We start from the raw sequence: 25,714 nt of genomic DNA on the forward strand, positions 1-25,714 counted from the left end.
CTAATTACGCTGCTTTTGCTTCTTGTTGTGCAGCATGCTTCGGCAGGCATATACTGATAAACGCACCAATCATCAATAATACTGCAGCTGACACCAATGAACTTGTATAGCTGCCGAATTGATCAAAAAAGACCCCCGGCAGAAATGAACCGATAGCTGAGCCAAGCTGATGGCTCATATACAAGAAACCTGTCACGATTCCTAATGAAGAACCTTTAAAATAACTTGCCAGCAATTTGACCGTCGGTGCAACCACGGCAAAATCCACGATACCGAAAGAAATAGCAAAAACAAATAACAGCCAAGGGTTTTCAACAAAAACGCCAAGCCATTTTACGCTTGAAAGGAAAAATGCTAGAAAAACAATCGTTAAGCCGCGAAGAAAGTAAATTCCGGCAATCATTTTTCGATTATCCCAGCGGTCTGCTAAAATCCCGGCTGCAACCGTCCCTCCTGTGTTAAAGGCTGCAAGCAGGCTGACGGCGGTACCTGTAGCTGCTACTGAAAAGCCGCAGCTTTGGGCAAGAGGGATTAAATGGGTATCCATTAGGCCTGTTGTTGTAAATCCGCAAATACCATATGGGATCAGCAAAAACCAAAATCCACGATGGAGAAGATAATTCTTTTTCGGAACAGGAGAGGTTTCTTTGTCTGTTAAATTCTGCTGCTGTGTTTCCCCGGCCTCTTCAGCTCCCAATGGCTGTATGCCTATATCAGATGGTTCTGATTTTAGAAAAATTGCCAAGAGTGGGAAAACTATTAACAGTAAAAAGCCTCCCAAAATGAAAACGGTAGATTTCCAGCCCAAAGCACTGATTAAAAACAGGGAGCTTGAAACCATTATCATTTGGCCGGCACCAAAACCTGCTTCAACCAATCCAAGTGCGAGGCCCTGTCTTTTGTGAAACCATTTTGTTACAGCAATGGAGGCAGTAACCCCGGATGCTCCGCCAAAACCAAGCGAAGAAATGACGCCATATAAAATAAACAGCTGCCAGATGTTTTGTGCAAAAAATGTAAGAATAGTCGTAACACCTAATAGAATAATGCTATATACAAATATCTTCTTGATACCATACTTGTCAATGAGTTTTCCGATAACCGGCTGTGACAGGGCAAACACGATAAAGCTGATAAAGGAAATCGCAGAAACGGCGCCCCTTGATGCATCAAATTCCTGTTCCCACGGTTCCATGAAGGCGCCAAAACAGTATCGAATTCCTTGAGCGGCCAAAACTCCAATAAAACAAACGGTTAAAATAACCCAGCCGTAATGTATCTTTTTAAACATTTCAAGCACCTTCTTTTTAAACTATATATTCTTCTATTATAAAGAAAGGGCTGCTTTTTCAGCAACATAAATCACTTTATTGATAAAAAGTATTAAAGAGGTGATTCCAAAAGAAAATGAATCATTATAAATCGTAAATGTAAACAGCGACAGCGGAAAAATAAATGATCCAAAAAAGAGCCTAGATTTTTTCTCGGATTCCATTCTAATAAATAGACCGCCCAAAATGGTCATAGATTTCGGTCCGCAATTCGGGCTCGGCTTTCATGAAAATAACTTTTTTGGTATTTACGGGTCTGATTTGCATCTTCCCCCCTTGTCCTGCCTTTGTATTCGTTTTTTCGGTTCCGCTTTGGTTGGAAAACTTGATTTTAACTTGTGGTTTTTTAGGAATAATTCGTAAATTCAGACGAAAAAATGGCTGTTTTTTAACTAAAAAACCGCATCCCCCCTTCACCTTACTGTCCATGTTTATGTTCAGTATCTTCCTTAAAAATTACTATACTCAATATTTTTTGGAAAGAATATTTTTAACTTAGTTTGCAAAAATTTTAAGGCAGGTGAAGATCCTTCATGAGGTTTTTAAAAGTAATGAGAAATATTCGTGGGAGTTTTTGGTATCTGCCGGCTCTATATAGTATTGCGGCATTTATTTTAGCCTTAATTACTATTCGTTTTGATTTCATTATTACTTCTAATCAGGATTTTAGTAAATTTGTACCAGATTTTTTACTAGCAGATGAATCGCTTTCCCAAACGCTGTTGAGTTCGATTTCGACAGCTCTTTTAACTATGACAACCATTACCTTTTCTTCAATCCTTGTTGTATTAACCACTTTTTTGTCCAACTTTTCTCCACGGACATTACAAAACTTTATAACTGATCATAGTACACAGCGTGTATTGGGAATTTTTGTTGGAGGTTTTGTTTATACCGTTATTCTTCTTTTATTATTAAGAGAAACAGATACGAAAAGTCTGTTTCTTGCGCCCTCTTTTGCCATCTTTGTAACGTTTATCTGTTTAACCGTGTTTATCTTTTTTGTTCACCATACATCTAAATGGATTCAAGTCGGAGTGTTAATATCCACCATATCCACCGGAACAAAAAAGATTATAGAGGAAAAATTAAAGAATAAAGAGATTGAACAATCCGGCTTGGAGGAAACAAATTTGGTTTCCATAGAAGACCAAGAACCTCTAAAACTTAGTGCGCAGTTGCCTGGGTATATAAATTCGATTGATAAAGATACAATAAAAGAAATTGCTGAACGATATGATGGTGTTGTACGAATTGAGAAAAATCATGGTGATTTTGTAAATAGTGATTCACTTCTGTTCTCAGTTTGGAATGCAAATAGTAATGAAATAATACATGAGTTATATAATTGTATTTCAATTGAACCCAACCGGGCTCCTTATCAAAATATTGAATTTGGATTAACAAAGCTTGTGGAAATTGCGCTGCGTGCAATTTCACCGGCCGTAAACGATCCCAATACTGCCGTTAACTGCATTGAGCAGATTGGTAGTTTATTGTCGGAATTGGGAAAAAAGCAGCTTCCTAAACCAATGGAATTTGATAAGTGTGGAAACTTACGGCTTATTTCAGAACAATGGATTTTCTCAGACTACTTGTATTTTTGTTTTTACCAAATACGGCATTATGGGAATGAAGATATTTCGATTATACGTGTAATTCTTAAGGCATTAATTCTAATAGCTGAGGGGAATGATTCCGATATTAAACAATCAGTTTGGGAATTTTCTTCTTATATTCTAGAAGGGATTGAGCTAAAGAAAATGCTTTCCCTTGACCGTCGTTATTTAAATGATGTGATTCTCCAACTGGCGAACACATGTGAGCGGCAGCATGAATTTAAAACCATCTAGAAAAGGAAACGGGATAACTCCTCACAGGGCTAACGCAAATGAAATCCAGCGCCTTTAGATGCTGGCCGTTTGTATAGGTTTATAGCCGTTGTTCTTTGTTTGATTCGTAAATGCAAATTTTATGAAGAAGTCACCAAGTGATAGTGCAGGAGGACTTTTGAAAGTAAAAATACGACCATTTTCTTTACAAACACCGGCATCAGCGCAATATAAGTGCAGCTAGTAATATAAATTGTGACTCCTCAAAACTTCAACATATTTCTTATGATAACTGACTCCAAAAACGTATTTTGCTAACAGTTATTATTTCCAAAATTTTAAATAATATGTTAGTATAGAAATGTCAGAAAATTTAGTCTAAATATATTGAGTTAATAGGAGGAATTTATTTGACAACATTTAATTTAGAAGAGGCCACCATTGATAGTATTCATGATCATTTTATATCAGGGGAACTAAGTTGTCGTGAATTAGTTGAAAATTATCTAAGGCGGATTGAAGAATATGATCAAAATGGGCCTAATTTAAACTCCATCATTACGATCAATCCAACAGCATTGCAGGAAGCAGAAGAATTAGATAGAGTTTTTCAACAAACAGGGGAGTTTGTTGGACCTCTTCACGGAATACCTATTGTTGTTAAGGATCAATTAGAAACAAAGGATATAACGACTACATATGGGTCGATAGCATATAAAGACTATTTACCGGAAGAAGATGCAACGGTAATTAAGAAGTTACGTCAGGCAGGAGGAATTATACTCGCAAAAACTAATTTACCGGATTTTGCTACCGCATGGTTTACGTTTTCCTCTGCAACGGGGGATACAAAAAATCCATACGCTCTTAATCGCGATCCCGGTGGTTCAAGTGGTGGAACAGCAGCAGCTATCGCAGCTAATCTAGCCACTGTTGGTATTGGAGAAGATACTGGTGGGTCTATAAGGGTACCAGCTAGTTTTACAAATTTATTTGGTCTGCGAGTATCTACAGGCCTTATTAGTAGAAAAGGTACATCTCCTCTTGTTCATTTTCAGGACACTGCTGGACCAATGACACGAACAGTGAAAGATATGGCTATTTTATTAGATTCCATAGTTGGTTACGATTCAAATGACAGTATGACCGCTGTAACGGTAAATGCAAAAGATGCCGGGAACTATTCTAAACAATTAACAGCAAAAGGTTTACAAGGAGCTAGAATAGGAATCCTGCGTGACGCTTTTGGTCCAGATTCTGATCCTAGTTCAGCAGAAGTAAACCAAGTAACAAATAGAGTCATACAGAGTCTATCAGACGCCGGTGCCGAAATTATTGACCCAGTTACTATTCCAAATTTATCCGCTTTAATAGAAAAGACATCCATGTATACGATTCAGTCTAAAAAGGATTTTAACGACTTTTTAGGAAATAAAAATGTACCTTATAATAAGACAGTTGACGAACTATATGAAACTAAGCAATATCATGACGACTTAGATCTTTTCATAGAAATTGCAAAAGGGCCGGAAAATCCAGAAGAAGTACCCGGGTATTTTGAACAGAGACTAAGTCAATCTGAATTCCGCCAAGAAATTGAAAAGGTATTCGCTGAGCATCAGCTGGATGCTATACTGTTCCCGGATGTCCAAGTATTACCACCTACAAAAGAGGAAGTACATTCTGGTAATCTGTCCGTACTTAGTTACCCAACAAATACGGTAATAGCGTCCCAAACTGGATTGCCTGCCATTTCTATGCCTGGTGGATTAACGGATGATGGAATTCCAGTAGGGGTAGAATTACTTGGGAAACAGTTGGATGAAGCAAGACTTCTTCAGCTGGCATATTCTTATGAATATTTTGCAAAGCCAAGGAAAAAGCCGTCATTTAAGCACGAATTAGTTAAATAAGACTAAAGGAGGGAGTTCCTATTTATTCAGAATGAATAGGAACTCCCTCCTTTTTCAACGCAGAATCTTTTCTACGAGTGGTTGAACTAAATAAATCTTAAAGATATAGCACTCTTATGAAAGTAAAAATTAAGAAAAGTGTCTGAATCTTCAACTGATGCAAAGAAAGTACGCCTGGCTGCAAAACGAATACTGATAAAACAAATTATAAGACAACATATGTGTTGTGTATATCTATGGAAATAAGCGAAATGAAGAAGATTAAGCTTTGTTCCTGTTCACACCTCTATCAAATTGATGGTGAGCAATATATTTTCCAATATAGGACTTTTACATTATGTTAGAATAAAGCAAGTATTGAACAACGGAGGGAAAATGTCTCCTAAAGTATGGAAATAAATCTATTTGGTGATAAAAGTGTGATATATATCACGAAAACCAAATTAGAATACCATTATAATAAAGAAAAATAGGGGAAAATGAAAAGAGGATGGTGAAGAAGAGTGGAATATGAATTCAAATCATTATTCAATGAAATTGGCGGATTGGATACAATTGATGAGCTGGTAGAGGCATTTTACCCACGCGTTTACGCAGACCCTGATTTAGCACCAATATTTGAAGGGGATATGGAAGAAATTAAATATAAACAGAAATTATTTTTACCACAATTTCTCGGGGGACCGGCCCTATACAGTCAGGTATACGGACCACCGGCGATGAGAATGCGGCATCTTCCACATGAAGTCACTCCTACAAGAGCAAAGGCATGGCTTCGCTGCATGAAAGAGGCATTCGAAGAAATTGGCCTGGACAAGAATCCAGCTGGGCCGGCTTTTTATGACAGATTAACACAAGTTGCCGGAATCATGGTTAATACACCAGACCCGGAATAAAATAACAAGCAAGATCCCAAGCTTTGTAAAGTAGAGGGATCTTTTTTTATTTAGATCTGTATTTTGGGAGAAAATCGTATTATGAAGGTTAACTAGGTAAATTTATAGGGCGTGTGAAAAAAGAAAAATCAGATACAGCTTTATAAAGCACGTTAGAAAGGGAAATTGAACTGCATGCATTAAGGCGGATTATAGAACGTATGAGAAGAGTAAAAAGGAAATGCTGCGCACTAAGGGAAGTTCATAGAGCGCATCAGAAGGGAAAAAACGGAAATCCGCGTACTAAGAGGGGTTCATAGAGCGCATCAGAAGGGAAAAGAAGAAAAACCGCGTACTAAGAGGGGTTCATAGAGCGCGCCAGAAGAGAAAAGAAGAAAAACCGCGAACTAAGAGAGGTTCATAGAGCGCGCCAGAAGAGAAAAGAAGAAAAACCGCGTACTAAGAGAGGTTCATAGAGCGCGCCAGAAGGGAAAAAGTGAAAAACCGCGTACTAAGAGCAGTTCATAGAGCGCGCCAGAAGAGAAAAAAAGAAAAACCGCGAACTAAGAGAGGTTCATAGAGCGCACCAGAAGGGAAAAAGCGGAAATCCGCGTACTAAGAGGGGTTCATAGAGCGCATCAGAAGGGAAAAAACGGAAATCCGCGTACTAAGAGGGGTTCATAGAGCGCACCAGAAGGGAAAAAGCGGAAATCCGCGTACTAAGAGAGGTTCATAGAGCGCACCAGAAGAGAAAAAAAGAGAAACCGCGAACTAAGAGAGGTTCATAGAGCGCGCCAGAAGGGAAAAAAAGAAAAACCGCGTACTAAGAGGGGTTCATAGAGCGCACCAGAAGGGAAAAAGCGGAAATCCGCGTACTAAGAGCGGCCCATAGAGCGCACCAGAAGAGAAAAAAAGAGAAACCGCGTACTAAGAGCGGTTCATAGAGCGCGCAAGAAGGGAAAAGAAGAAAAACCGCGTACTAAGAGGGGTTCATAGAGCGCGCCAGAAGAGAAAAGAAGAAAAACCGCGAACTAAGAGAGGTTCATAGAGCGCGCCAGAAGGGAAAAAGTGAAAAACCGCGAACTAAGAGAGGTTCATAGAGCGCGCCAGAAGAGAAAAGAAGAAAAACCGCGAACTAAGAGCGGTTCATAGAGCGCGCCAGAAGGGAAAAAAAGAAAAACCGCGTACTAAGAGCAGTTCATAGAGCGCGCCAGAAGGGAAAAAGTGAAAAACCGCGAACTAAGAGCAGTTCATAGAGCGCGCCAGAAGGGAAAAAGTGAAAAACCGCGAACTAAGAGCAGTTCATAGAGCGCGCCAGAAGGGAAAAGAAGAAAAACCGCGTACTAAAAGCAGATTATATTCCTGTGTAGATATACTTGATAACTTTTTAACCCCTTGCAAATTTAAAGCAGTGATTCCATTAAAATGGTGTTTTTCCTTAGTTCCTCCTTATGCTAAAGACGTATACATGGTTCGCGAAAATGTGAATATGTATGGGTAATGGAATCTTGAAAGCAGGGGCTGCAAATAAAATCAGGCTGATAACCGTTTGGAATTTACTAATATTATAAAAAACTGTTGATAAAATCCAAAAATATTCACCGATAATGAGAATGAAACCAAAAATCGATGCTAAAAAACTCCTTTTAATAAAACGAGGTGCAATATGACAAAAAAATGGTGGAAAGAATGTGTTGCCTATCAAGTTTATCCCCGTAGTTTTATGGATAGCAACGGGGACGGGATTGGCGATTTAAGAGGGGTTACGTCCAAATTAGATTACCTAAAGGATTTAGGCATTGACGTTATTTGGCTTTCACCCATGTTTAAATCGCCGAATGATGACAACGGCTATGATATATCCAATTACCAGGACATTATGGATGAATTCGGTACAATGGCTGATTTTGATGAACTGTTGAAAGAAATCCATCAGCGCGGTATGAAATTAATTTTGGACCTTGTGATTAACCATACGAGCGATGAACACCCATGGTTTATTGAATCCCGCTCCTCTAAAGAAAATTCAAAGAGGAATTGGTATATTTGGAGAGACGGGAAAGACGGGAAAGACGGTAAGGAACCGAACAATTGGGAGTCTATTTTCAATGGTCCTGCATGGAAGTATGATGAACAAACAGATCAATATTTTCTCCATATTTTTTCTGAGAGACAGCCTGATTTAAATTGGGAGAATCCGGAGGTTAGAAATGCGCTGTATGATATGGTGAATTGGTGGCTTGAAAAAGGGATTGACGGCTTCCGAATTGATGCCATATCACATATTAAAAAGAAACCAGGACTGCCTGATATGCCAAATCCAGAAGGTTTGGAATATGTACCATGTTTTCCATATATGATGAATGTGGAAGGGATTGAGATCTTTCTTACTGAGTTTGCAAGCAAAACGATTAAAAACTATGATGTGATGACTGTCGGGGAAGCAAATGGTGTTGGACTTGATGATGCAGAGAAGTGGGTAGGAGAAGAAAACGGCTATTTCAATATGGTTTTTCAGTTTGAATTTTTAAATCTTTGGAAAAAGGATGCAGAGGGAGGGACAGATGTCCGGGCCTTAAAGAAGAACCTGACAAAATGGCAAAAAGGACTTGAAGGCAAGGGATGGAATGCATTATTCATTGAAAACCACGATCATACACGCAAGGTTTCAAGCTGGGGCGATGATCAGAAATATTGGAAGGAAAGTGCCAAAATGCTTGGGGCATTATACTTTCTGATGAAGGGTACACCATTTATTTATCAGGGCCAGGAAATCGGGATGACCAATGTCCAATTTCCGTCCATTGAAGATTATAATGATGTCGGTATGATTAATTTTTATAAAATTGAAAAGAAAAAAGGCCGGCCGCATGATGAAATTATGGAAGTCATATGGAAACAAAGCCGTGACAATGCCAGGACTCCGATGCAATGGGATGCTTCTAAGATGGCGGGCTTTACAACTGCAGGTCATACGTGGCTGAGGGTGAATCCAAACTTTCCGCAGATTAATGTTGAAAACCAACTAAATGATCCAGATTCTATATTAAACTTTTACAAAAAGTTAATTCAATTGCGCAAGGATTACCCATTGTTTGTTTATGGCACGTATGATCTGCTGCTCCCAAACCATACAAGGCTGTTTGTTTATATGCGAAGTTTAGGAAAACGAAAGGCCATAATCCTCAACAATTTCAGTGCAAAAGAAACACGGTTCAGTTTGCCATCGAGCGTGTCGTATAAAAGGTCAGAGCTGGTTCTAAATAATTATAAGACAGCTCATAAAAAGCTGTGTAAAGAATTCACCCTAAAGCCTTATGAAACAAGGGTATATTTATTAAAATAAATCATGCAAAAAAGACGAGAACATTAATCGTCTTTTTTACTTTGCATACCTTTGACTTTTTCTTGCTCCATTTTTTAATTAAACAGAACTTTCCCAATGTATAAAAATAGAATTGAGTATTAAATTTAATTTTGATATGTTAAAGATAACTAGGTTCATTTGCCCCGGGAAAAGGAGTATATCGCATGAGAAAGAAAGCACTAAGTCATAAATTTATATGGATTCTATTATTTTGTCTGCTGGTTCTTATGGAATTGTCAGACGTAACAGCCTCATTCCTTTTTCCAACTGTAAATATTTTTCGGTTTTCAGCCATTATCATCCTAATCGCCATCATTCCATATTTCATATTTACCGTGAAAAGAATGAGATTAAAGGATTTGGAGTTTGAACAAAACAAAGTAAATTTAAATAAAATTTTTGACACACTCGATGTTGCAATTTGGTCTCACGATCTTAAGACCAATACACTGTTGATTACTCCGGGAATTGAAAAACTATATGGGTATGCCTTGACGGATTTTTATCAGGATTCAACGCTTTGGAAAAAAGTAATTTTTCCTGAGGATTTGCCAATGATTGATGAAAGAGAGAAAAAGACGGCGATAGGTAAAGCGGTTACGACGGAGTACCGGATTATTCGGCAGAATGGCGATGTCCGCTGGATTCTCGATAAGGGATTTCCAACTTTAGATGACAAAGGAAATCTTGTCTTTTTTACCAGCGTCTTGTTTGATATTACGGACCGGAAAGAAACAGAGGACCGTTATCGCAGTTTAGTTGAAACATCACCTGATATTATAGCCGTGGTAAGCCGTGAACGAATCGAATATATTAATGAAGCAGGCTGGAAACTGGTTGGTGCCGCATGTATGGGTGATTTAATTGGACAATCTCCATTAAAATTCGTACCAATTAACTTGATAGAAATGATTCAAAAAAGGCTGGAAAACCACCTAAATAAAGGCCGTGAAAGACTGAGTATGGAGTTCCAGGTGAAAAAACTTAATGGTGATACGATTGATGTGGAAATGACGATTACACCTATTCAATATGAAGGGAAATTTGCTGTTCAAGTGGTCGGACGAGATATTACTGAACGGAAGCAAGCAGAAAAGACGATTAAAACAATGGCTTACTATGATTCATTGACGGGACTGCCGAACCGAAATAAGTTTAAAAAGTACTTGAATAAAATTTTGGAGAATCAAGGGGACAAACAATTAGCTGTTTTATTTTTGGATGTTGACCGTTTTAAAATCATTAATGATACAAAGGGACATACAGTGGGAGATTTGGTACTGCAGCAAGTCGCCAAAAGACTGGAAACAGCTGTTCAAACTGCAGGTCTTGTATCCAGGCAAGGCGGTGACGAATTTCTTATTGTCCTGGAAGATACAGATAAGGAAAGAGCAGTTAAAATTGCAGACCGGATTATCAATGAATTTGCTAGTCCATTGTATGTAGAGGACCAGGAGTTTTTTGTCACCCCTAGTATCGGTATCAGTCTTTACCCTGACCATGGATTAGATGAAGAAACACTGATTAAAAATGCAGATACGGCTATGTATAAAGCAAAAGAACGGGGGAATCAAGTTGTCTTTTATGCCTCCAGTTTAAATGGGATATCTGTCCGGAAAATGGAACTGGAAAATGGCCTAAGAAAAGCGATGGAGAAAGGTGAACTAGTGCTGCACTACCAGCCGCAGGTCTCCGTATCAACTGGAGAGATTGCAGGGGCAGAGGCATTGATTCGCTGGAATCATTCGGAAAAAGGGTCTATCCCGCCTTGTGAATTTATTCCATTAGCAGAAGAAACCGGGCTGATTATTCCAATCGGTAAGTGGGTGGTGAAACAGGCCTGCAAACAGAAAAAAGCATGGGAACAAAAAGGAGCCGGCGATTTTCCAATTGCCGTGAATGTTTCTGCACGCCAGTTTGAGGATGAAAAGTTTGTCGGTTATATTAGCGAGGTTCTGGAAGAAACGGGACTTGAACCCCATCATCTGGAGCTTGAAATAACAGAAACGATTACGCAAAATATCGAGCAATCGATCCACACTTTGAATCAATTAAAAGCAATGGGTGTCTATCTTGCCATAGATGATTTTGGAACAGGCTACTCATCTCTAAGCTATTTAAAACATCTTCCGATTGATAAAATTAAAATCGACAAATCCTTTGTAGACGACATCCGCCAGGCCACTGACCAAAGGCTGATGGTAAAGACGATTATTGATATGGGCCTCAATCTTAACTTTACAGTGATTGCAGAAGGAATTGAAACCGATGAACAGCTTAAGTTTCTACAAAAAAACAACTGCCATCTAGGACAGGGCTACTTATTCAGCAGACCGCTGCCTGCGGAGGAGGTAGAAGGATTACTGCTGAAACAAGCCTGATAAAATAGTTAAAGCTTGTTTTGCCTGAAAAAATGATAGATTAGTATAGTAAAAGACAAGGGGGATGCCCCTTGTCTTTTATTTTATAACAGATTCTTATGGTAAAGGTTATTGGCTCGTCTGCACTTTTCTAAAGTTAATGCCCCCATTTCATGTTGATATTCAAAGTACAGCAGCTAATATTTGTACCCGGGTCAGAATTGGTCGATAGCTCAAATTTTACACCAGAAGGGGAGTATGTCGTTTTTACAGGTACCTTTAAGCCGAGGGATTTTATTAAATGATCAACCTCTGCTTGTTTTCCTTGCTGGGCGGCATTCATCAGCTTTTTTGAAAAATTAAGATTCCCCAATCGGTCCAGCAATATTGCTCCTTGATCTATTAAAAGTTTAAACGATTTAATCGACTTCGAGAATATTTCCGTATTGACTGGAGGATAGGTACGAGGCAGATGGCCGCCCATCATATAGGCCGGAGATGGCTGCAAATAAGGAGCAGCAGGATAATGATAAGGGTTGTAATACATTAATGATCATGCTCCTTCCATTCTAAAAGACACATGGCAATATACGGTATGACTAGAGGACTTGTTTGGTACATTGTACTTTTGCAAAGAAACGTGATACATATCACCGAAATAATCGTCCAATTCTGATAAATTTGATATTAGATTCTAAATATTCATAAAATTAAGGGGGATAAAGGGTGACAATTAGGCGGTTGGCATTTATATGCATTATCCTAACCTATTTTCTGATTGTGTTTGGCGGTTATGTTGCCTCATCTGAATCGGGGATGGGGTGTGGACCAGAGTGGCCTTTATGTAATGGAAAGGTCTTTCCAACACTAAGGGGAGAAACATTAATTGAATTTTTACACCGGGGGATTGGGGCAATTCTTGGGATTATGTCCCTCATATTATTTATTAAGCTGATGCGGAGAAAAATAGGCTATACGGCGCGTTTTGTTTCTGTGATGATGCTTGGGCTCTTAATCATTCAGGTGCTTCTGGGAGCAGTTGTGGTAGTACTTGATTTGCCACCAATCATCATTACGATTCATTTACTCACAGCGATGTTGTTTATGGCTTGCTTAATCTGGATTTGGAGATATTCAGAGACCGAGGGACAATCAGCAATGAAGCCCTTAAAGGCAAAAGAACATCGTAAAGTCATAATGCACCTCAATATATTATTGTTTCTTCTATTTTTGACACTAGCTTTTGGGGCCTATATTAAACATGAAACCTATGGACTAGCCTGCGGATGGCTGGACTGCAAACAATCATTTTTGCCCGCAGCTGTCCCCGAACTGCTCCAATCCATTCACCGCGGCTTAGCAGTTATTTCAGCGGTCCATATTCTGCTATTGACATACTTGTCTTATTCAAAGGGGTGGGGAAGAAGCCTGCGCAGACGTTTGATGTTCTGCACCTTGATGGTGGTGCTGCAAATGATCATTGGCGCGGTAGTGATTAAGACATTCGTTGCGGTTCCATGGGCTGTCTTCCATCTTGCCATTGCCACTGCATTGTTTACTATTGTAAGTGAAGCAAGGGTCTATGCCGGAGCGCAAATCATGCAATGGATGTCTTATCGTGCAGGGGACAGAAAATGGAACGAGGAGGAACATGAACGGAGAAGTTTTTGATTAAAAAGAAATGACGCCTGGAGAAGATCCAGGCGGTTTTGACATTAATAAATTCTAAGAATTCCGCTCGATACATCGAGGTCAATTTTATATTTCCCAGTACCATGAATCCCTTTTATGTGTTTCTTGCTGCTTGTATTGGATGATAGCGGAAAATCATTTTTAATAAAGCCGCTGCTGACCTCTCCATTAAGGGTGAAGTCAGCATCATCGGGTAAATCCAGCTCCGTGAGCCCGGAACTTACATCAACATCAATAGCATCATTCAATTTATCAAGCTGTACCTTTAATCTCCCAGAGGAAATATCTGCCTTGATTGCTCCGGAATAATGTATTAAAGTGGTGTTGCCTGAGTCAATATTAATATTACTGGATTTTGCTGTTAGGGAAGTGATTGCCGCGTTCCCTGATGAAACATCATGTTTAAATTGTTTCACTTTCATATTGCTAAGGTTCAAATTTCCGGAGTCAATTTCAACATCTAGTACATCCAAATTCATTGGTTTGTTTTTTTCTGGACCATAAAAATTAATATTCCCTGATCCTAAATCAAGTGCCATATTTCTGTCATAATCTTCCGGAATATAGATTTTCAGCCTGTTTTTTTGTGAAAATGATGGAAAGTTAAACCAGTCAAACCATTTCTTTTTAAGTGAAACTTCTACCAAATTCCCTTGTTCCGTAACAATCAATTTTTGTTTTCCGTGATAGACAGCCTTTAAATCTGTTCTGTCCTCAGGAATGATCTCTGTATTAACATTTTCAACATCCACTTTAATGACTTTCACATTATTGGTAACGGCCGCCTTTCCATCCTCATTGCCAAGACCAAACCATCCTGATTGAAACGATTGATTAACTAGTATATATACTCCAGTAATCACCAAAAAAAGAACCAAAATCCTCTTCATTTATGAACATCCCCTTACCTGTTTTCTCTTATATATAGAATACAAAATCCTTTGTCATAGAGCTATGCACCAGGGAATGAATTCCAAATACGACTTGAGTCGTATTTGAATAATATATTCGATACCCGAAACTATTCATTCCATGTTATGATAGTCATTGAAAGTTCCAGAAATTAAACACTTTAAGAAAATGGTGGGAGTTGCCCAGTATGCTGAAAAAACTAAATAAACAACTGGAAAAAATCATGCCCTTAATCACGCCCGTAAGTGTTATTGCAGGCGTTTTATTAAGCACTTATATAAAGGATTATTCGTTTTTAATTCCTTGGATTTTTGCCTTTATGACGTTTGCGGGAAGTTTAAACTCGAATTTTCAATCATTAAAAGATGTCATCTTGCATCCTTTTCCAATCTTTGTTGCGATGATGATTTTACATGTTGTGATGCCGGTATGGGCATGGGGAGTGGGGCATATCATTTACCCAAGTGATGCCTACACGATTACCGGTCTTATTTTGGCCATGGTCATTCCAACAGGAATCACCAGCTTTATTTGGGTATCGATTTATAAAGGAAATATTCCGGTCGTTTTATCTGTCATCTTAATTGATACATTCCTTTCTCCATTCATTGTCCCCTATTCATTGTCGATTTTCATGGGTCAAAAAATTGAAATGGATTACCTTGACATCATGATGGGACTAATGGGAATGGTGGTAATTCCCTCGATTATCGGGATGATGTTAAATCAACTAACAAAAGGGAAAATAAACGAACAGCTGGGGTCCCGCCTAGCCCCTATTTCAAAAATTTTCCTGGGCTTTGTGGTGATGCTGAACGGGGCAGTAGTGGCACCTTATTTAAAAAATATTAATTTAAAATTGGTTGGAATTGCTTTCGTTGTCTTTTGTCTTGCGCTAACTGGTTATCTATTTTCTTTTTTTATTGGAAAGTTTTTGGTAAAAGAACGGAATACAGTCATTACTATGACTTTTTCCGGCGGCATGAGAAACATCAGTGCCGGCGCAGTAATAGGTGTAACCTATTTCCCATCTGCAGTTGCGGTTCCGGTTGTGATTGGAATGCTCTTTCAGCAGGTTCTGGCATCCCTAGCTGGACACTTTATTGCGAGATATTATAATAAAAGGCTGGAAAAACGTGAATCTGTTGCATTATAGAAAGAAGGGATTTTCATTTTATGACGGAATTAAACCATAAAGAAAGCGGCTGGTTATCCGGATTGCAAGGCATTCAGTGGGCTGTCTTTATGTTAACCAGCATTATTGCTGTCCCGGTTGTCGTAGGTGCGGCCTTTCATATGTCGCCGGCTGAAATTTCAACTTTTATGGAAAGAATGCTGTTTATCACCGGTGCTGCCACTTTAATTCAAATCTTTTTTGGTCACAAGCTTCCGATAGTCGAAGGTGCAGCAGGAATGTGGTGGGCCATTTTTATTCTTCTTGGGACCATAAGTGTTCCAGGAGAACGGAGCCATTTGCTGCAGCAATTGGAGCTTGGTTTGATCGTTGCTGGAGCTTTCTTAGCTATCTTAGGGCTGCTGCCGATTATTGAGAAAATCCGCGGCCTTTTTACCCCGATTGTCACAGGGGTTTATTTAATTTTACTAGTTTGCCAGATGAGTGGTCCTTTTCTTCAGAGCCTCCTTGGAATTACGGCCACAGGCCATCTCGATGTAAAAATTACTTTCATTTGTTTATTGGAAATTATCATTATATTAACTTTATCTTTAAAAGCAAACGGTATTTTAAAAAGCATGGGCCCGTTAATCGGAATTATTGCCGGCTGGGTATTGTTTCACTTCTTTGGTTTAATTAAGTCTGGAAAGACCTATGAACCATCAAACTGGTTCAAACTTCCAGAGATTTTTGCATGGGGAATGCCTGAATTTAATATAGGTATTATATTGACTTCCGTTATAACTTCCATTGTATTGATCTCTAATGTAATTGCCAGTATTTTAGTAGTTGGTATTGTATTGGAGAGGGAGATCACATCAAAACAATACCAGAAAGGGCTTTTTGGGAACGGTATAGGTTTAATTTTTTCCGGAATGTTTTCTGTTGTCGGGGTTGTGCCTCTTTCAGTTGGTGCAGGGTTTATCGGCACGACAGGTATTAAAAAAATGCGTCCTTTGATTATTGGGGCCGTTTTGATTATGGCGGCAGGCTTCTTTCCGTATATTGGCGGATTTTTAGCTACTCTGCCGATGGAAGTGGCTTATGCCTCATTATTTATCCCTTTTGCCCAAATGATGGGCTTTGGTATTCGTGACTTAATGGGAAGAGAACCTTCTAACAGGAATTTACTTGTCATCGGGCTGTCGTTGATCGTTGGTGTCGGCATCATGTTTATGCCGGCTGAAAGCTTTGAAAGTGTTGCTCCATGGCTTAGAAACATTGTATCTAATGGATTGATTGTCGGATTGATTTTATGTTTACTGCTGGAACATGTTATGTTCGAAAAACAGCTATAAAGGAAGAACATTAATGTGAATTCCCCTCACTATGTGGTGAGGGGATGTTTTTTTTATTTGGCTGTTAAAGAGTGGTGTTGATTTTTTAAAACCCTGTTGATTGCAGCGGAAGGCACGAAGACTCCTCGTAAATGCTAACGCATTTCCTTCGTGCGTGGGCGGATTCAATGATGTAAATTCAGTGTCCTGCGGGAGTATGTATCAAGGGGAGACCCCGCAGGCGTTAGCGCGAGGAGACTCCACGGAACGCCTGCGGAAAGCGAAGTGCCTGGAGCGAAAATCAACAGCAAAGTTTAACATAGTCTTTTATTTTAATGGAATACTGAGTAGGAGAAGATTTGCGTTGACATGAAACCAAATGGTTTTATATACTATTAAAGTAAAACCAAAAGGTTATATATTTTAAAAAGAAAGCAGGAGAATATATGGAAACGACGTTACCAGATATTAAGCAATCAATAGTCATTGAAGCACCAATTCAGAAGGTTTGGGAGAGGGTATCTACCTCAGAGGGAATCGCCTCATGGTTTATGCCAAATGATTTCCAGCCGGAAGTTGGATATGAGTTTCATTTACAATCACCATTTGGCCCATCGCCATGTAAAGTGACAGAGCTTGACCCGCCTAACAAGCTATCCTTTATATGGGATACGGAGGGCTGGTTTGCTTCCTTTATTTTAAAAGATCTTGGGGGAAAGACGGAATTTACTTTAATCCATGGCGGTTGGAAACAGCCTGATGAAATGATTGAAAAAGCTCACAGAAAGTCTTCAGAAATTCGCGATATGATGTCTCAAGGCTGGACAGGCATCCTGCAAAAGCTGAAGAAGCTTGTGGAGGGGTAAGTGTCACAGCCTGTGCATAAGCATGATGTGTTCCAGGCGATTGCTGACCCAACCCGGAGAGAAGTACTAAAGCTGCTGTCGGAAAAAGACTTGCCGATTTCGGAGATAACCTCGCATTTTCCAATGAGCCGTACAGCCATCGCAAAGCATCTTCGTATTCTTTCAGAGGCAGAGCTAGTGAGCGGCCAAAAGAAGGGAAGAGAAAAAATTTATCGGCTTCACCCGGAACCGTTAATAGAGCTTCGCCGCTTTTATGAGCAATTCTGGAGCAACAAGCTTTCCATATTGAAATATATGGTTGAAAATGAAGAAGAGAAATGAGATTGAAAAGAGCTGGGAGATGCCTTCCAGCTCTTTTCAATCGGTCATTTTTTCTAATTCTCCTGCCATTTATGATACTATTTTAATGAAAGGAGTTGGCTCTTTTGAATATTATCGATTTACATTGTGATGTTTTGATGAAGCTTTCAGATGCAGCGGGTTCGCTGCGATTTACGGATGCTCCTGAATTACAGGCAAATAAAGCCAGGTTACAAAAAGGAAAGGTTAAGGTACAAGGCTTTGCTATCTTCATTGAACCTGATTTGCCATCTGACCAAAAGTTTGAAGCCGCACTAAGGCAGGTGGATTATTTTTATAAAGAGGTCCTAGGAAAAAACCCTGACATGGTACAAATTAAAGAATGGTCAGATTTTGACAGGTTAAAAATCGGCCAGATTGGCGCGATGCTGACACTTGAAGGGGTAGACGCAATTGGCAACGATATAATGAAGCTGAGGACTCTTTATCAGCTCGGTGTCCGTTTGGTTGGTTTAACATGGAATAATGCTAATTTGGCAGCAGACGGTGCCGGCGAACCGCGCGGCGGCGGGTTGACACTGTTGGGAAAAGAGATTGTTGCTTTTAATAATGAACATAAAATCTTTACAGACGTTTCCCATTTAAGTGATAAGGGGATTTGGGAAGTGATTGAGTCAGCAGACTATCCAATTGCCAGCCATTCTAATGCCAGGGCTCTTTGCAGCCATTTGCGTAATGTAACTGATGAACAGGCTGCCGCGATGTTTAAAAAAGGCGGCATGATTCATGTTGTCTATAATCCGCCTTTTATTAAAGAATCCGGTAAAGCAACGATTCCTGACTTGGTGAAGCATATTGATCATTTTTGCTCTTTAGGAGGAGTGAAAAATATTGGACTTGGCTCTGATTTTGACGGAATTTCACATTTCGTGATTGATTTAGATGATGCCTCAAAGAGTCAGAACTTAATTAATGAATTATTAAAATACTACTCTGAGGATGAGGTTATAGGATTTGCCGCGCAGAACTTTTTAGATCATCGACCGGGAATGTAGGATGGAACTTGCGACAGGTGAAAAAATGAATGATTGAGGAGTAAGGAAATGTATCTTTCAGTAAAAGAAACAGCCGAATACCTATCCATTCCAGTGGCAGCTGTAGAAAAACTTATTCAGCAAAAGAAAATTCGGGCGCTGTTTGACGGAAATGAATACCTAATTAACAAAGAACAATTCAACACCCATTTAAAACAAATGGAAAAATACAAACAACTGATTGAAGAAATCCTAAACGAACCAATACCAGAGGATCTGGATATTAAGGATGAAGACTAAGGTGTCCCTGACACCCTTGGTGGACATTTGTCCTTCTCCAGTGGACACTTTCAACCGTAATAGGTGGGAGGAGTGTCCGTCTGGGGTGGATGAAATAGGAATTTGTCTTTTTAAGGTGTCTTACACCAATTTGCAAGGAGGGAAGAAGAATGTCAAACATTTTTTTAAAGCGGGTTTACGAACCTTTTGATGAGATGGACGGATGCCGGATATTAGTGGACCGGCTATGGCCGAGGGGAATTTCAAAGGAGAAAGCGAAATTATCCTTTTGGCTGAAAGAGGCTGCACCCAGTCCTGAATTACGTAAATGGTTTTGTCATAAGCCGGAGTTGTTTCCTGAGTTTCGAGAGCGTTATTTAGAGGAACTGCGCAGAGAAGGCGTGCAATCACAAACTGTTGACCAGATAATTGAAATTGCTGCTAAGGAGCCGGTCACCCTTTTATATGGTGCTAAAGATCCAATATATAATCATGCACTTGTTTTAGAGGAAGAAATTAAGAATAGAATGAAAGACTAGAACGACCATGGTATTTAGATCCACGGTCGTTTTTTAGTATCAATTTTGAGAATAATCCAGCGCAGGCAGCCGCGCCAGTATTTCTCCCCGAATAAGCTCCCCGAGTATTTGGTGCGGCAGCTTGAGATCAAATACCATTATGCCTAAAAAAAGCCGCTATCAGGGCCGCAGAAATTTTCAAGCCTTGAGGAAGACTATTAAGGAAAGCTCCTATGAATAACGCAGGAATACACTGTGCTTATTCCGAAGGCGTTCGCGTTTTCCTTATTAAATTACATATAAAAATACACTTAAAAAATGAGCCAGGCTCCCTAATAGGATAAACACATGGAATATCTCATGAAAACCCCAATTTTTAAATTTAAGAAACTTCGGTTTTGCTCCGTAAATCACAGCTCCGATGGTGTAAAAAAGCCCCCCGAGCACCAATAAGAACAACCCGGCAGAATTCAGGCTGCCAGCAAGGGGCGAGAAAACAAAAACAATCATCCAGCCCATCGCGAGATATAAAATCGTTGAGATCCAGCGGGGGCATTGAAACCAAACCATCTTAAAGACGACACCGCATACCGCAACACCAGCAATTATTGAGAAAAGAATGGCACCGGTTTTCCCGTTTAAACTAATAAAGCAAAAGGGTGTATAGGTACCAGCAATCAAAATAAAAATCATTGAGTGGTCAAGACGCCTTAAAAAAGCAATCACCTTATCTTTGGCAATCACCATATGATAGGTGGCTGAAGCAGAATAAAGCAAAATCATACTGATTCCAAAAATAATGACAGCAGAAATGGCCAGCGGTGTTGGCGTTGTAATGGATGCTTTAATCACCATAGCCAAAAGTCCGACAAATGATAAAATCGCCCCGGCTAAATGGGTAAACCCATTAATCGGTTCCCGTACATACTGATTCAATTAAATCCCACCCTAACTATGTAGTTTTTATAACTACATATAATAATACATATATATTACTATCTAGTCAACGATAAGCATATCATGTATAATAATAAAATATCATGTAGTGAATGAGGTTTAGACGATGGAAAAAATCAAACAAATAATCAGCCAGTTTGACTTAGATACAAATTTAACATTAGAGGAAATCCCAACTATTGATTTATATATGGATCAAGTCATTCAACTTTTTGAAAATAAATTCTCCGAATCCAAAAGGAATGAAAACGAAAAAGTTTTGACCAAAACAATGATCAATAATTATGCCAAGGGAAAGCTGTTTTTTCCAATCAAAAATAAAAGGTATTCAAAAGAACACCTCATTTTAATCAGTCTCATCTATCAGCTTAAAGGTACTTTATCTATCAGTGATATCAAACTGACATTAGATGGAATAAATAAAATGATCATGGATGAGAGTATAGATTTGGATTCTTTTTATGACAGCTATCTTAATCTGACTAAAAGAAATGTTGAAGGTTTTAAAGAAGATATTTTTCAACGGGCAATCGAAGTGATGGATGATCAAGAAGGAGAATTTTCTTATTTAGAACAAGTACTATTGATTTCCTCACTTGTTCATATGAGCAGCCTTTACCGTAAGATTGCAGAAAAGTTAGTGGATCAAATTGTTTTAGAACAAGAAACTAAATAAATGAAAAAAGCGCCGGAGCTAAAGTCCGGCGCTTTATATATGTTTACTTTTTTCTGTTCTAAACAATAGATCCCTCTTTAATTTATTTTGTCGTACGTATTCCTCCAAGGCCCCTGAGCCAAATAAAACACCAAACAGGATAAATATAAACCCAATCACTTGCGAAAGCGTCACTTTTTCACCAAGAAATAGGACTGCACCAATTAAAGCAAAGAAAGGATTAAGATTGATAAATATGGCTGACTCTGTAACGCCTACCTTTCCAATCGCGCTGTTGTATATCATATGGCCGATGGCTGTTGCAATGATGGCAGATGAAAGAAAAACCATCCAAATGGATGTGGAACCATGTGCAATATTCTGTAACCCGTCAGGTTCTTTCCATAAACTAATGAAAAATAAAATCACTGAGCCGAACAGCAGCATATAACCAGTCATCAGACGAGGATCTAATGAATGGGAAATCTTTCGAATCAGGACAAAACTCAGTGCCTGTGAAAATATCGACATAAATACATATAAGTCTCCCATGGAGGCTGCACTAAGCGAGCCGCCATTTCCGATTACCACGATAAAAGTAATGCCTGCAAGGCCAAAAACGATTCCAAGCCATTTTAATACTGTTACTCGATATTTTAATATAATAAAAGCTATGATGGTCGATAAAAGCGGGCCCAATCCTAAAATCAGTCCACCATTAGAAGCAGAAGTTTTCGTTAGACCGATTGATAAAAAGAAATGATGTCCGACCACATTAAAAAGGCCGGCCAAAATAATATAAAACAGTTCATGTTTGGATGGAATTCTGACCTTTTTTAAAAAGAAAAGGATGATAAATACGCTAATGCCTGCAGTAAAAATTCTCAGTGATGTAATCGTAACAGGTGCGAAGGACGTTACAAGCATTTTTGTTGCAATAACATTGAATCCCCATGTCACCATGACAAAAACTAGGAGAATATAAATCTGATATTTTTGTCTTTTCGTCAATTTTCCCACCATTTCCTTTCAAAAAAACGGGGGACAGGCAGGACTGAATCGTCCGGCCCCCCGCTGTTCCATTATCTTCTTGGCAGAACGGCCTCCCGTGTTGGCTTTATAGTTTTCATTTTAACATCTTTAAGGCCTGAACCGGTTGAAATGATTTGAAAATTGGAGTCTGCTGCTTCGACATTTTGGATACACACTGAATCAGCCCGGTTAGGCCCGCCAAACACTTTAATACCCGATTCCGCAGTTGTAAAATTTTTAAAAAATAGTTGGTTTAATATGACGTTTCTCGCTCGATACTGAATGGCTGCAACTGGGCCGCCAGCGTAATTGTAATGGGGTTCACCAATTGCCGTAAAGTGGTTAATCACCACATTTTTATAACTGGAGACCACTAATCCGCGCGGTTTGGAATCTTTATATAAATTTGTACATACCGGTCCGATGGAAACCAGATTTGTTGCCATAATATTGAATGCTGTCTTCGATTCTGGATCCTCAAGTTTATGATGACCGATATGGCGGAAGTTGAAGGAACGGTTATCGTTCACAGAAAGATGTCCGGCAATCTGAATATTTGAAGCTGCAGACGAATTCTGATGTGCTTTAATTTCAACTCCGCCAAAACATCTTGCTGTTGAATTGTTAACAAGCACCACATTCTGCGAGCCATCATCAATTTCAATTCCATTTGAATTGGAAAAACCTTTCCGGTGAGCCCGGCCGCTCGGGTCGCACAGATGAGAATGAGAAATTAAAATATAGTCACTATGATGTGTTGTGATCCCGTCATCACCAAAGCCGCAGCTGGTGACATTGTCGACCCAGACATACTTGCTGCCGCCCCGTGCACGTCTGCCATCCCCGGCATAATTGTAAAGTGTAGAGGAAATATCAATACCATGGAGACCGGGATTTATTGCCTCCACGTCCCTTATCCAGCCATATGTAACATTCGCAAAGGTTAAACAGCTTGAATGATTGCCCCATGTACTTGTTTTTGAATCGTTTCCAAGACGTTCGACATTCCAATCTAAGCTAAGGCCCTCAACGATGATGTGATGGTTTCCCCGCCAATGGCTGGCATTTGTTATTTGTCTAGTTCCCTTATCTGCATCTGAATGGAGTTTGAGCGTGGTAGTCCCTTTTCCAGTACCGGACAGCCATGTCCAGGATGGAAGCTGGATACCGTGTGTGATAAAGACACCTTTAGGAACGACAACTTTCACTTTTCCCTTGCCAATCGCTTTGTTAAAAGCGGCGGTGCAGTCCGTTCTCCCATCACCAACCGCACCATAATCTGCCACATTTACTTCTTTTATCACCATCTTCTCCAGCTGGAGGAACTCTCGATTAAGTTTATCAAGCCAATCAGGATAAACATTCCCTTTAGAATCAACATAAAGCTTGCAAGGCTCTGGTAAGATTGCAGGCTTTGAAAATGGACGAAATAATAGTTCGCCTGCTTTTTGTGTAAAAGGAATAGGATATTTTTGCTTTTTCACCAGTACTGGTTCAGGTGTTTTTGCGAGGCATTCTTGAAAAAGGCGTTCAGTTTCTTGCAATGCTTCTTTCATATCAAGCTGCTTCCCTGTGATTTGTCCAAGTAATGCTTCATTTTTTCGTGGATCATGTGATTTAGTTAAGTTCAACATTATTTAACACCTCAAAATCCTATTATTGGTATTATATCTGCTTTTGAAAAAATTCCCAAGTAGTTTTAACGCTCTGCTAATGTCTTTCAAGAATTGACCATGGATACTCGAATATTTTTGCTAAAAAGAAAAATACTAACAAATGTTCGGAGGTGGAATGAAATGGAACAGAAAGACTTTGAAAAAATATATGAGCAATATAAGCAGCAGAGCGAGGGTCAGGCACAGGCTGAAGCGGACCGGAGTAATCCTGATGGTAAGGAAGAGTTTATTGCGGTGAAGAAAAATGATGACGGAGATATCATTGCGTTTAAAACCAATACCGGCAGGGAATTAGATTATATAACCGCCTTAGACGAAGCAAAGACAGGGAATATTGCCAATGTCGATGTTTTTCATAAATATGGAAGGGACATCATTCGCAGTGAGCCGGACGGAATTAAAGATAACAATTTAAGCCAGCTGCCAGAGTTTTAATGTTTCATAAGCTGAGCGGAAGAAGGCTTCTGCTCGGCTTTTTGGAATAAGACAGGAAGGAAATTCATAGAACTGTTTGTATAACCCAGTAAAGGAGTAAGTAAATGCATTGGTATGAAAAACTGAATCAATATTTTCCTGTTGAAGAAATGAAGTCAAGAGAGCATATGGAGACGTTACTGAGGGAACGATCTGACATTTACCATAAAGATGAAGGACCACATCATGTTCTGATGTATGCGGAATTAGAGAAGTTTGTGTTTATCGATTACCTGTTTGTGTCAAAGGACTCCCGCGGCCAGGGGCTTGGCCATAAATTAATGGAAAAAATGAAGCATAAAGGCAAACCGATTATATTGGAAGTGGAGCCGGTTAATTATGAGGACAGTGATACGGAAAAGCGGCTGCGTTTTTATAAGCGGGAAGGTTTTGAGCATGCTCAGTCTATTGGATATGAGAGAAAGTCGCTTGCAACAAATGAAGTTAACAAAATGGAAATCCTCTACTGGGCACCACAAAATGAATCAGAGGAAATGATTTTTGAAGCCATGAAAAAAACATATGAGCTAATCCACACGTATAAGGACGAAAAATTTTATGGAGAATCCTATCAGCCGACAGATGAGGTTCTAACCTTTGATAACGATGAATCTGAGGATAATGAGGATATACTGAAAAATATTTAACTGCAAGAAGCTTTGCTCAAATGGTGAGTGAAGCTTTTTTGAATAATGTCAGGAGAGCTGGATTACCCGGGTGGAAAAATAATAGCATGTGAGGTCAATGGAGCGAGGCTGGATTGCCCGTGAAGGGAGAAAAATAGCATGTGCGGTTAATGGAAGGGAGCTGGATTGCCCGGGAAGGGAGAAAAATAGCATGTGCGGTTAATGGAAGGGAGCTGGATTGCCCGGGGAGGGGGAAAAATAGCATGTACGGTCAATGGAGCGAGGCTGGATTGCCCGTGAAGGAGGAAATTTAGCTTTTGCGGTCCATGGAGGGGAGCTGGATTGCCCGTGAAGGAGAAAAATTAGAATATGCGGTCCATGGAGCAGGGGCGGATTGCCCGTGAAGGGAGAAAAATAGCATGTGCGGTCCATGGAGCAGGGCTGGATTGCCCGGGAAGGGGGAAAAACAGCATGTACGGTCCATGAAGGGGAGCTGGATTGCCCGGGAGGAGAAAAAATAGCATATACGGTCCATGGAGGGGAGCTGGATTGCCCGGGGAGGAG

The 25,714-nt window shown here is 39.6% G+C and carries 24 protein-coding genes; 18 read left to right on the forward strand and 6 right to left on the reverse strand.

Features of this window, described 5'->3' with window-relative positions; genetic code table 11:
- Positions 1-4: 4 nt before the first annotated feature.
- Positions 5-1,291 carry an MFS transporter gene (locus tag M3183_RS16675; RefSeq protein ID WP_251471563.1) on the reverse strand — a complete coding sequence of 429 codons (1,287 nt, stop codon included), beginning with the start codon at positions 1,289-1,291 and terminating at the stop codon, positions 5-7.
- 573 nt (positions 1,292-1,864) lie between these two features.
- On the opposite strand from M3183_RS16675, the gene M3183_RS16680 reads away from it, so the two are divergent.
- The 6 genes from M3183_RS16680 (at position 1,865) to M3183_RS16705 (ending at position 11,699) form a co-directional block, all read left to right on the forward strand.
- A complete protein-coding gene (locus M3183_RS16680) occupies positions 1,865-3,184 on the forward strand; it encodes a DUF2254 domain-containing protein (RefSeq protein WP_251471566.1) in 1,320 nt (439 codons plus the stop codon).
- A gap of 389 nt (positions 3,185-3,573) precedes the next feature.
- A complete protein-coding gene (locus M3183_RS16685) occupies positions 3,574-5,076 on the forward strand; it encodes an amidase (RefSeq protein WP_251471568.1) in 1,503 nt (500 codons plus the stop codon).
- 503 nt (positions 5,077-5,579) lie between these two features.
- Positions 5,580-5,972: a globin domain-containing protein gene (locus M3183_RS16690; RefSeq protein WP_251471573.1), complete on the forward strand. Its 393-nt coding sequence runs from the start codon at positions 5,580-5,582 to the stop codon at positions 5,970-5,972.
- Between the two features lie 1,255 nt (positions 5,973-7,227).
- Positions 7,228-7,452 (forward strand): hypothetical protein, encoded by a 225-nt coding sequence (locus M3183_RS16695; RefSeq protein ID WP_251471578.1) that lies wholly within the window; start codon positions 7,228-7,230, stop codon positions 7,450-7,452.
- Positions 7,453-7,617: 165 nt separating this feature from the next.
- The gene (locus M3183_RS16700; protein WP_251471581.1) at positions 7,618-9,297 is read left to right on the forward strand and encodes a glycoside hydrolase family 13 protein; all 1,680 of its coding nucleotides are present in this window, start codon (positions 7,618-7,620) and stop codon (positions 9,295-9,297) included.
- 185 nt (positions 9,298-9,482) lie between these two features.
- On the forward strand, positions 9,483-11,699 hold the full coding sequence (locus M3183_RS16705; RefSeq protein ID WP_251471584.1) for a bifunctional diguanylate cyclase/phosphodiesterase: 2,217 nt from the start codon (positions 9,483-9,485) through the stop codon (positions 11,697-11,699).
- Positions 11,700-11,835: 136 nt separating this feature from the next.
- Here M3183_RS16705 and M3183_RS16710 read toward each other — a convergent pair whose 3' ends face one another.
- The gene (locus M3183_RS16710; RefSeq protein ID WP_251471586.1) at positions 11,836-12,225 is read right to left on the reverse strand and encodes a YuzC family spore coat inner layer protein; all 390 of its coding nucleotides are present in this window, start codon (positions 12,223-12,225) and stop codon (positions 11,836-11,838) included.
- Positions 12,226-12,404: 179 nt separating this feature from the next.
- On the opposite strand from M3183_RS16710, the gene M3183_RS16715 reads away from it, so the two are divergent.
- Complete coding sequence (locus tag M3183_RS16715; RefSeq protein WP_251471592.1) at positions 12,405-13,349, forward strand: COX15/CtaA family protein; 945 nt, start codon at positions 12,405-12,407, stop codon at positions 13,347-13,349.
- A 44-nt stretch (positions 13,350-13,393) separates the two neighbouring features.
- Here M3183_RS16715 and liaG read toward each other — a convergent pair whose 3' ends face one another.
- The gene (gene liaG / locus M3183_RS16720) at positions 13,394-14,260 is read right to left on the reverse strand and encodes a LiaG family protein (RefSeq protein ID WP_251471594.1); all 867 of its coding nucleotides are present in this window, start codon (positions 14,258-14,260) and stop codon (positions 13,394-13,396) included.
- 209 nt (positions 14,261-14,469) lie between these two features.
- Here liaG and M3183_RS16725 point away from each other — a divergent pair, with 209 nt between their 5' ends.
- The 7 genes from M3183_RS16725 (at position 14,470) to M3183_RS16755 (ending at position 19,751) form a co-directional block, all read left to right on the forward strand.
- Entirely contained in the window at positions 14,470-15,438 is a 969-nt protein-coding gene (locus M3183_RS16725) for a bile acid:sodium symporter family protein (RefSeq protein ID WP_251471595.1), read from the forward strand.
- Between the two features lie 20 nt (positions 15,439-15,458).
- Positions 15,459-16,754 carry a purine/pyrimidine permease gene (locus M3183_RS16730; protein ID WP_251471596.1) on the forward strand — a complete coding sequence of 432 codons (1,296 nt, stop codon included), beginning with the start codon at positions 15,459-15,461 and terminating at the stop codon, positions 16,752-16,754.
- 425 nt (positions 16,755-17,179) lie between these two features.
- Complete coding sequence (locus M3183_RS16735; RefSeq protein ID WP_251471597.1) at positions 17,180-17,599, forward strand: SRPBCC family protein; 420 nt, start codon at positions 17,180-17,182, stop codon at positions 17,597-17,599.
- Positions 17,600-17,920 (forward strand): ArsR/SmtB family transcription factor, encoded by a 321-nt coding sequence (locus M3183_RS16740; RefSeq protein WP_251471602.1) that lies wholly within the window; start codon positions 17,600-17,602, stop codon positions 17,918-17,920.
- Between the two features lie 104 nt (positions 17,921-18,024).
- Positions 18,025-18,954, forward strand: a complete 930-nt coding sequence (locus M3183_RS16745) for a dipeptidase (RefSeq protein WP_251471604.1) — start codon at positions 18,025-18,027, stop codon at positions 18,952-18,954.
- A 48-nt stretch (positions 18,955-19,002) separates the two neighbouring features.
- Positions 19,003-19,233 carry an excisionase family DNA-binding protein gene (locus tag M3183_RS16750; protein WP_251471606.1) on the forward strand — a complete coding sequence of 77 codons (231 nt, stop codon included), beginning with the start codon at positions 19,003-19,005 and terminating at the stop codon, positions 19,231-19,233.
- A gap of 149 nt (positions 19,234-19,382) precedes the next feature.
- Positions 19,383-19,751 carry a DUF488 domain-containing protein gene (locus M3183_RS16755; protein WP_251471618.1) on the forward strand — a complete coding sequence of 123 codons (369 nt, stop codon included), beginning with the start codon at positions 19,383-19,385 and terminating at the stop codon, positions 19,749-19,751.
- Positions 19,752-20,018: 267 nt separating this feature from the next.
- Here the strand turns inward: M3183_RS16755 and trhA are convergent, their stop codons facing one another.
- Positions 20,019-20,666: a PAQR family membrane homeostasis protein TrhA gene (gene trhA / locus M3183_RS16760; RefSeq protein WP_251471619.1), complete on the reverse strand. Its 648-nt coding sequence runs from the start codon at positions 20,664-20,666 to the stop codon at positions 20,019-20,021.
- A 127-nt stretch (positions 20,667-20,793) separates the two neighbouring features.
- On the opposite strand from trhA, the gene M3183_RS16765 reads away from it, so the two are divergent.
- Positions 20,794-21,363 carry a DUF1836 domain-containing protein gene (locus tag M3183_RS16765; RefSeq protein WP_251471620.1) on the forward strand — a complete coding sequence of 190 codons (570 nt, stop codon included), beginning with the start codon at positions 20,794-20,796 and terminating at the stop codon, positions 21,361-21,363.
- 33 nt (positions 21,364-21,396) lie between these two features.
- Here M3183_RS16765 and M3183_RS16770 read toward each other — a convergent pair whose 3' ends face one another.
- Both M3183_RS16770 and M3183_RS16775 read right to left on the reverse strand, forming a co-directional pair.
- Entirely contained in the window at positions 21,397-22,353 is a 957-nt protein-coding gene (locus M3183_RS16770) for a DMT family transporter (protein WP_251471622.1), read from the reverse strand.
- Between the two features lie 71 nt (positions 22,354-22,424).
- On the reverse strand, positions 22,425-24,008 hold the full coding sequence (locus M3183_RS16775) for a glycoside hydrolase family 55 protein (protein ID WP_251471623.1): 1,584 nt from the start codon (positions 24,006-24,008) through the stop codon (positions 22,425-22,427).
- 162 nt (positions 24,009-24,170) lie between these two features.
- Here M3183_RS16775 and M3183_RS16780 point away from each other — a divergent pair, with 162 nt between their 5' ends.
- From M3183_RS16780 to M3183_RS16790, 3 genes are all read left to right on the forward strand, one after another.
- A complete protein-coding gene (locus tag M3183_RS16780; protein WP_251471624.1) occupies positions 24,171-24,485 on the forward strand; it encodes a DUF3892 domain-containing protein in 315 nt (104 codons plus the stop codon).
- Between the two features lie 104 nt (positions 24,486-24,589).
- Positions 24,590-25,171 carry a GNAT family N-acetyltransferase gene (locus M3183_RS16785; protein ID WP_251471625.1) on the forward strand — a complete coding sequence of 194 codons (582 nt, stop codon included), beginning with the start codon at positions 24,590-24,592 and terminating at the stop codon, positions 25,169-25,171.
- Between the two features lie 140 nt (positions 25,172-25,311).
- Positions 25,312-25,464 (forward strand): hypothetical protein, encoded by a 153-nt coding sequence (locus M3183_RS16790; protein WP_251471626.1) that lies wholly within the window; start codon positions 25,312-25,314, stop codon positions 25,462-25,464.
- Positions 25,465-25,714 lie beyond the last annotated feature (250 nt).

Source organism: Neobacillus mesonae, assembly GCF_023715155.1.
GTDB lineage: Bacteria > Bacillota > Bacilli > Bacillales > Cytobacillaceae > Neobacillus > Neobacillus mesonae_A.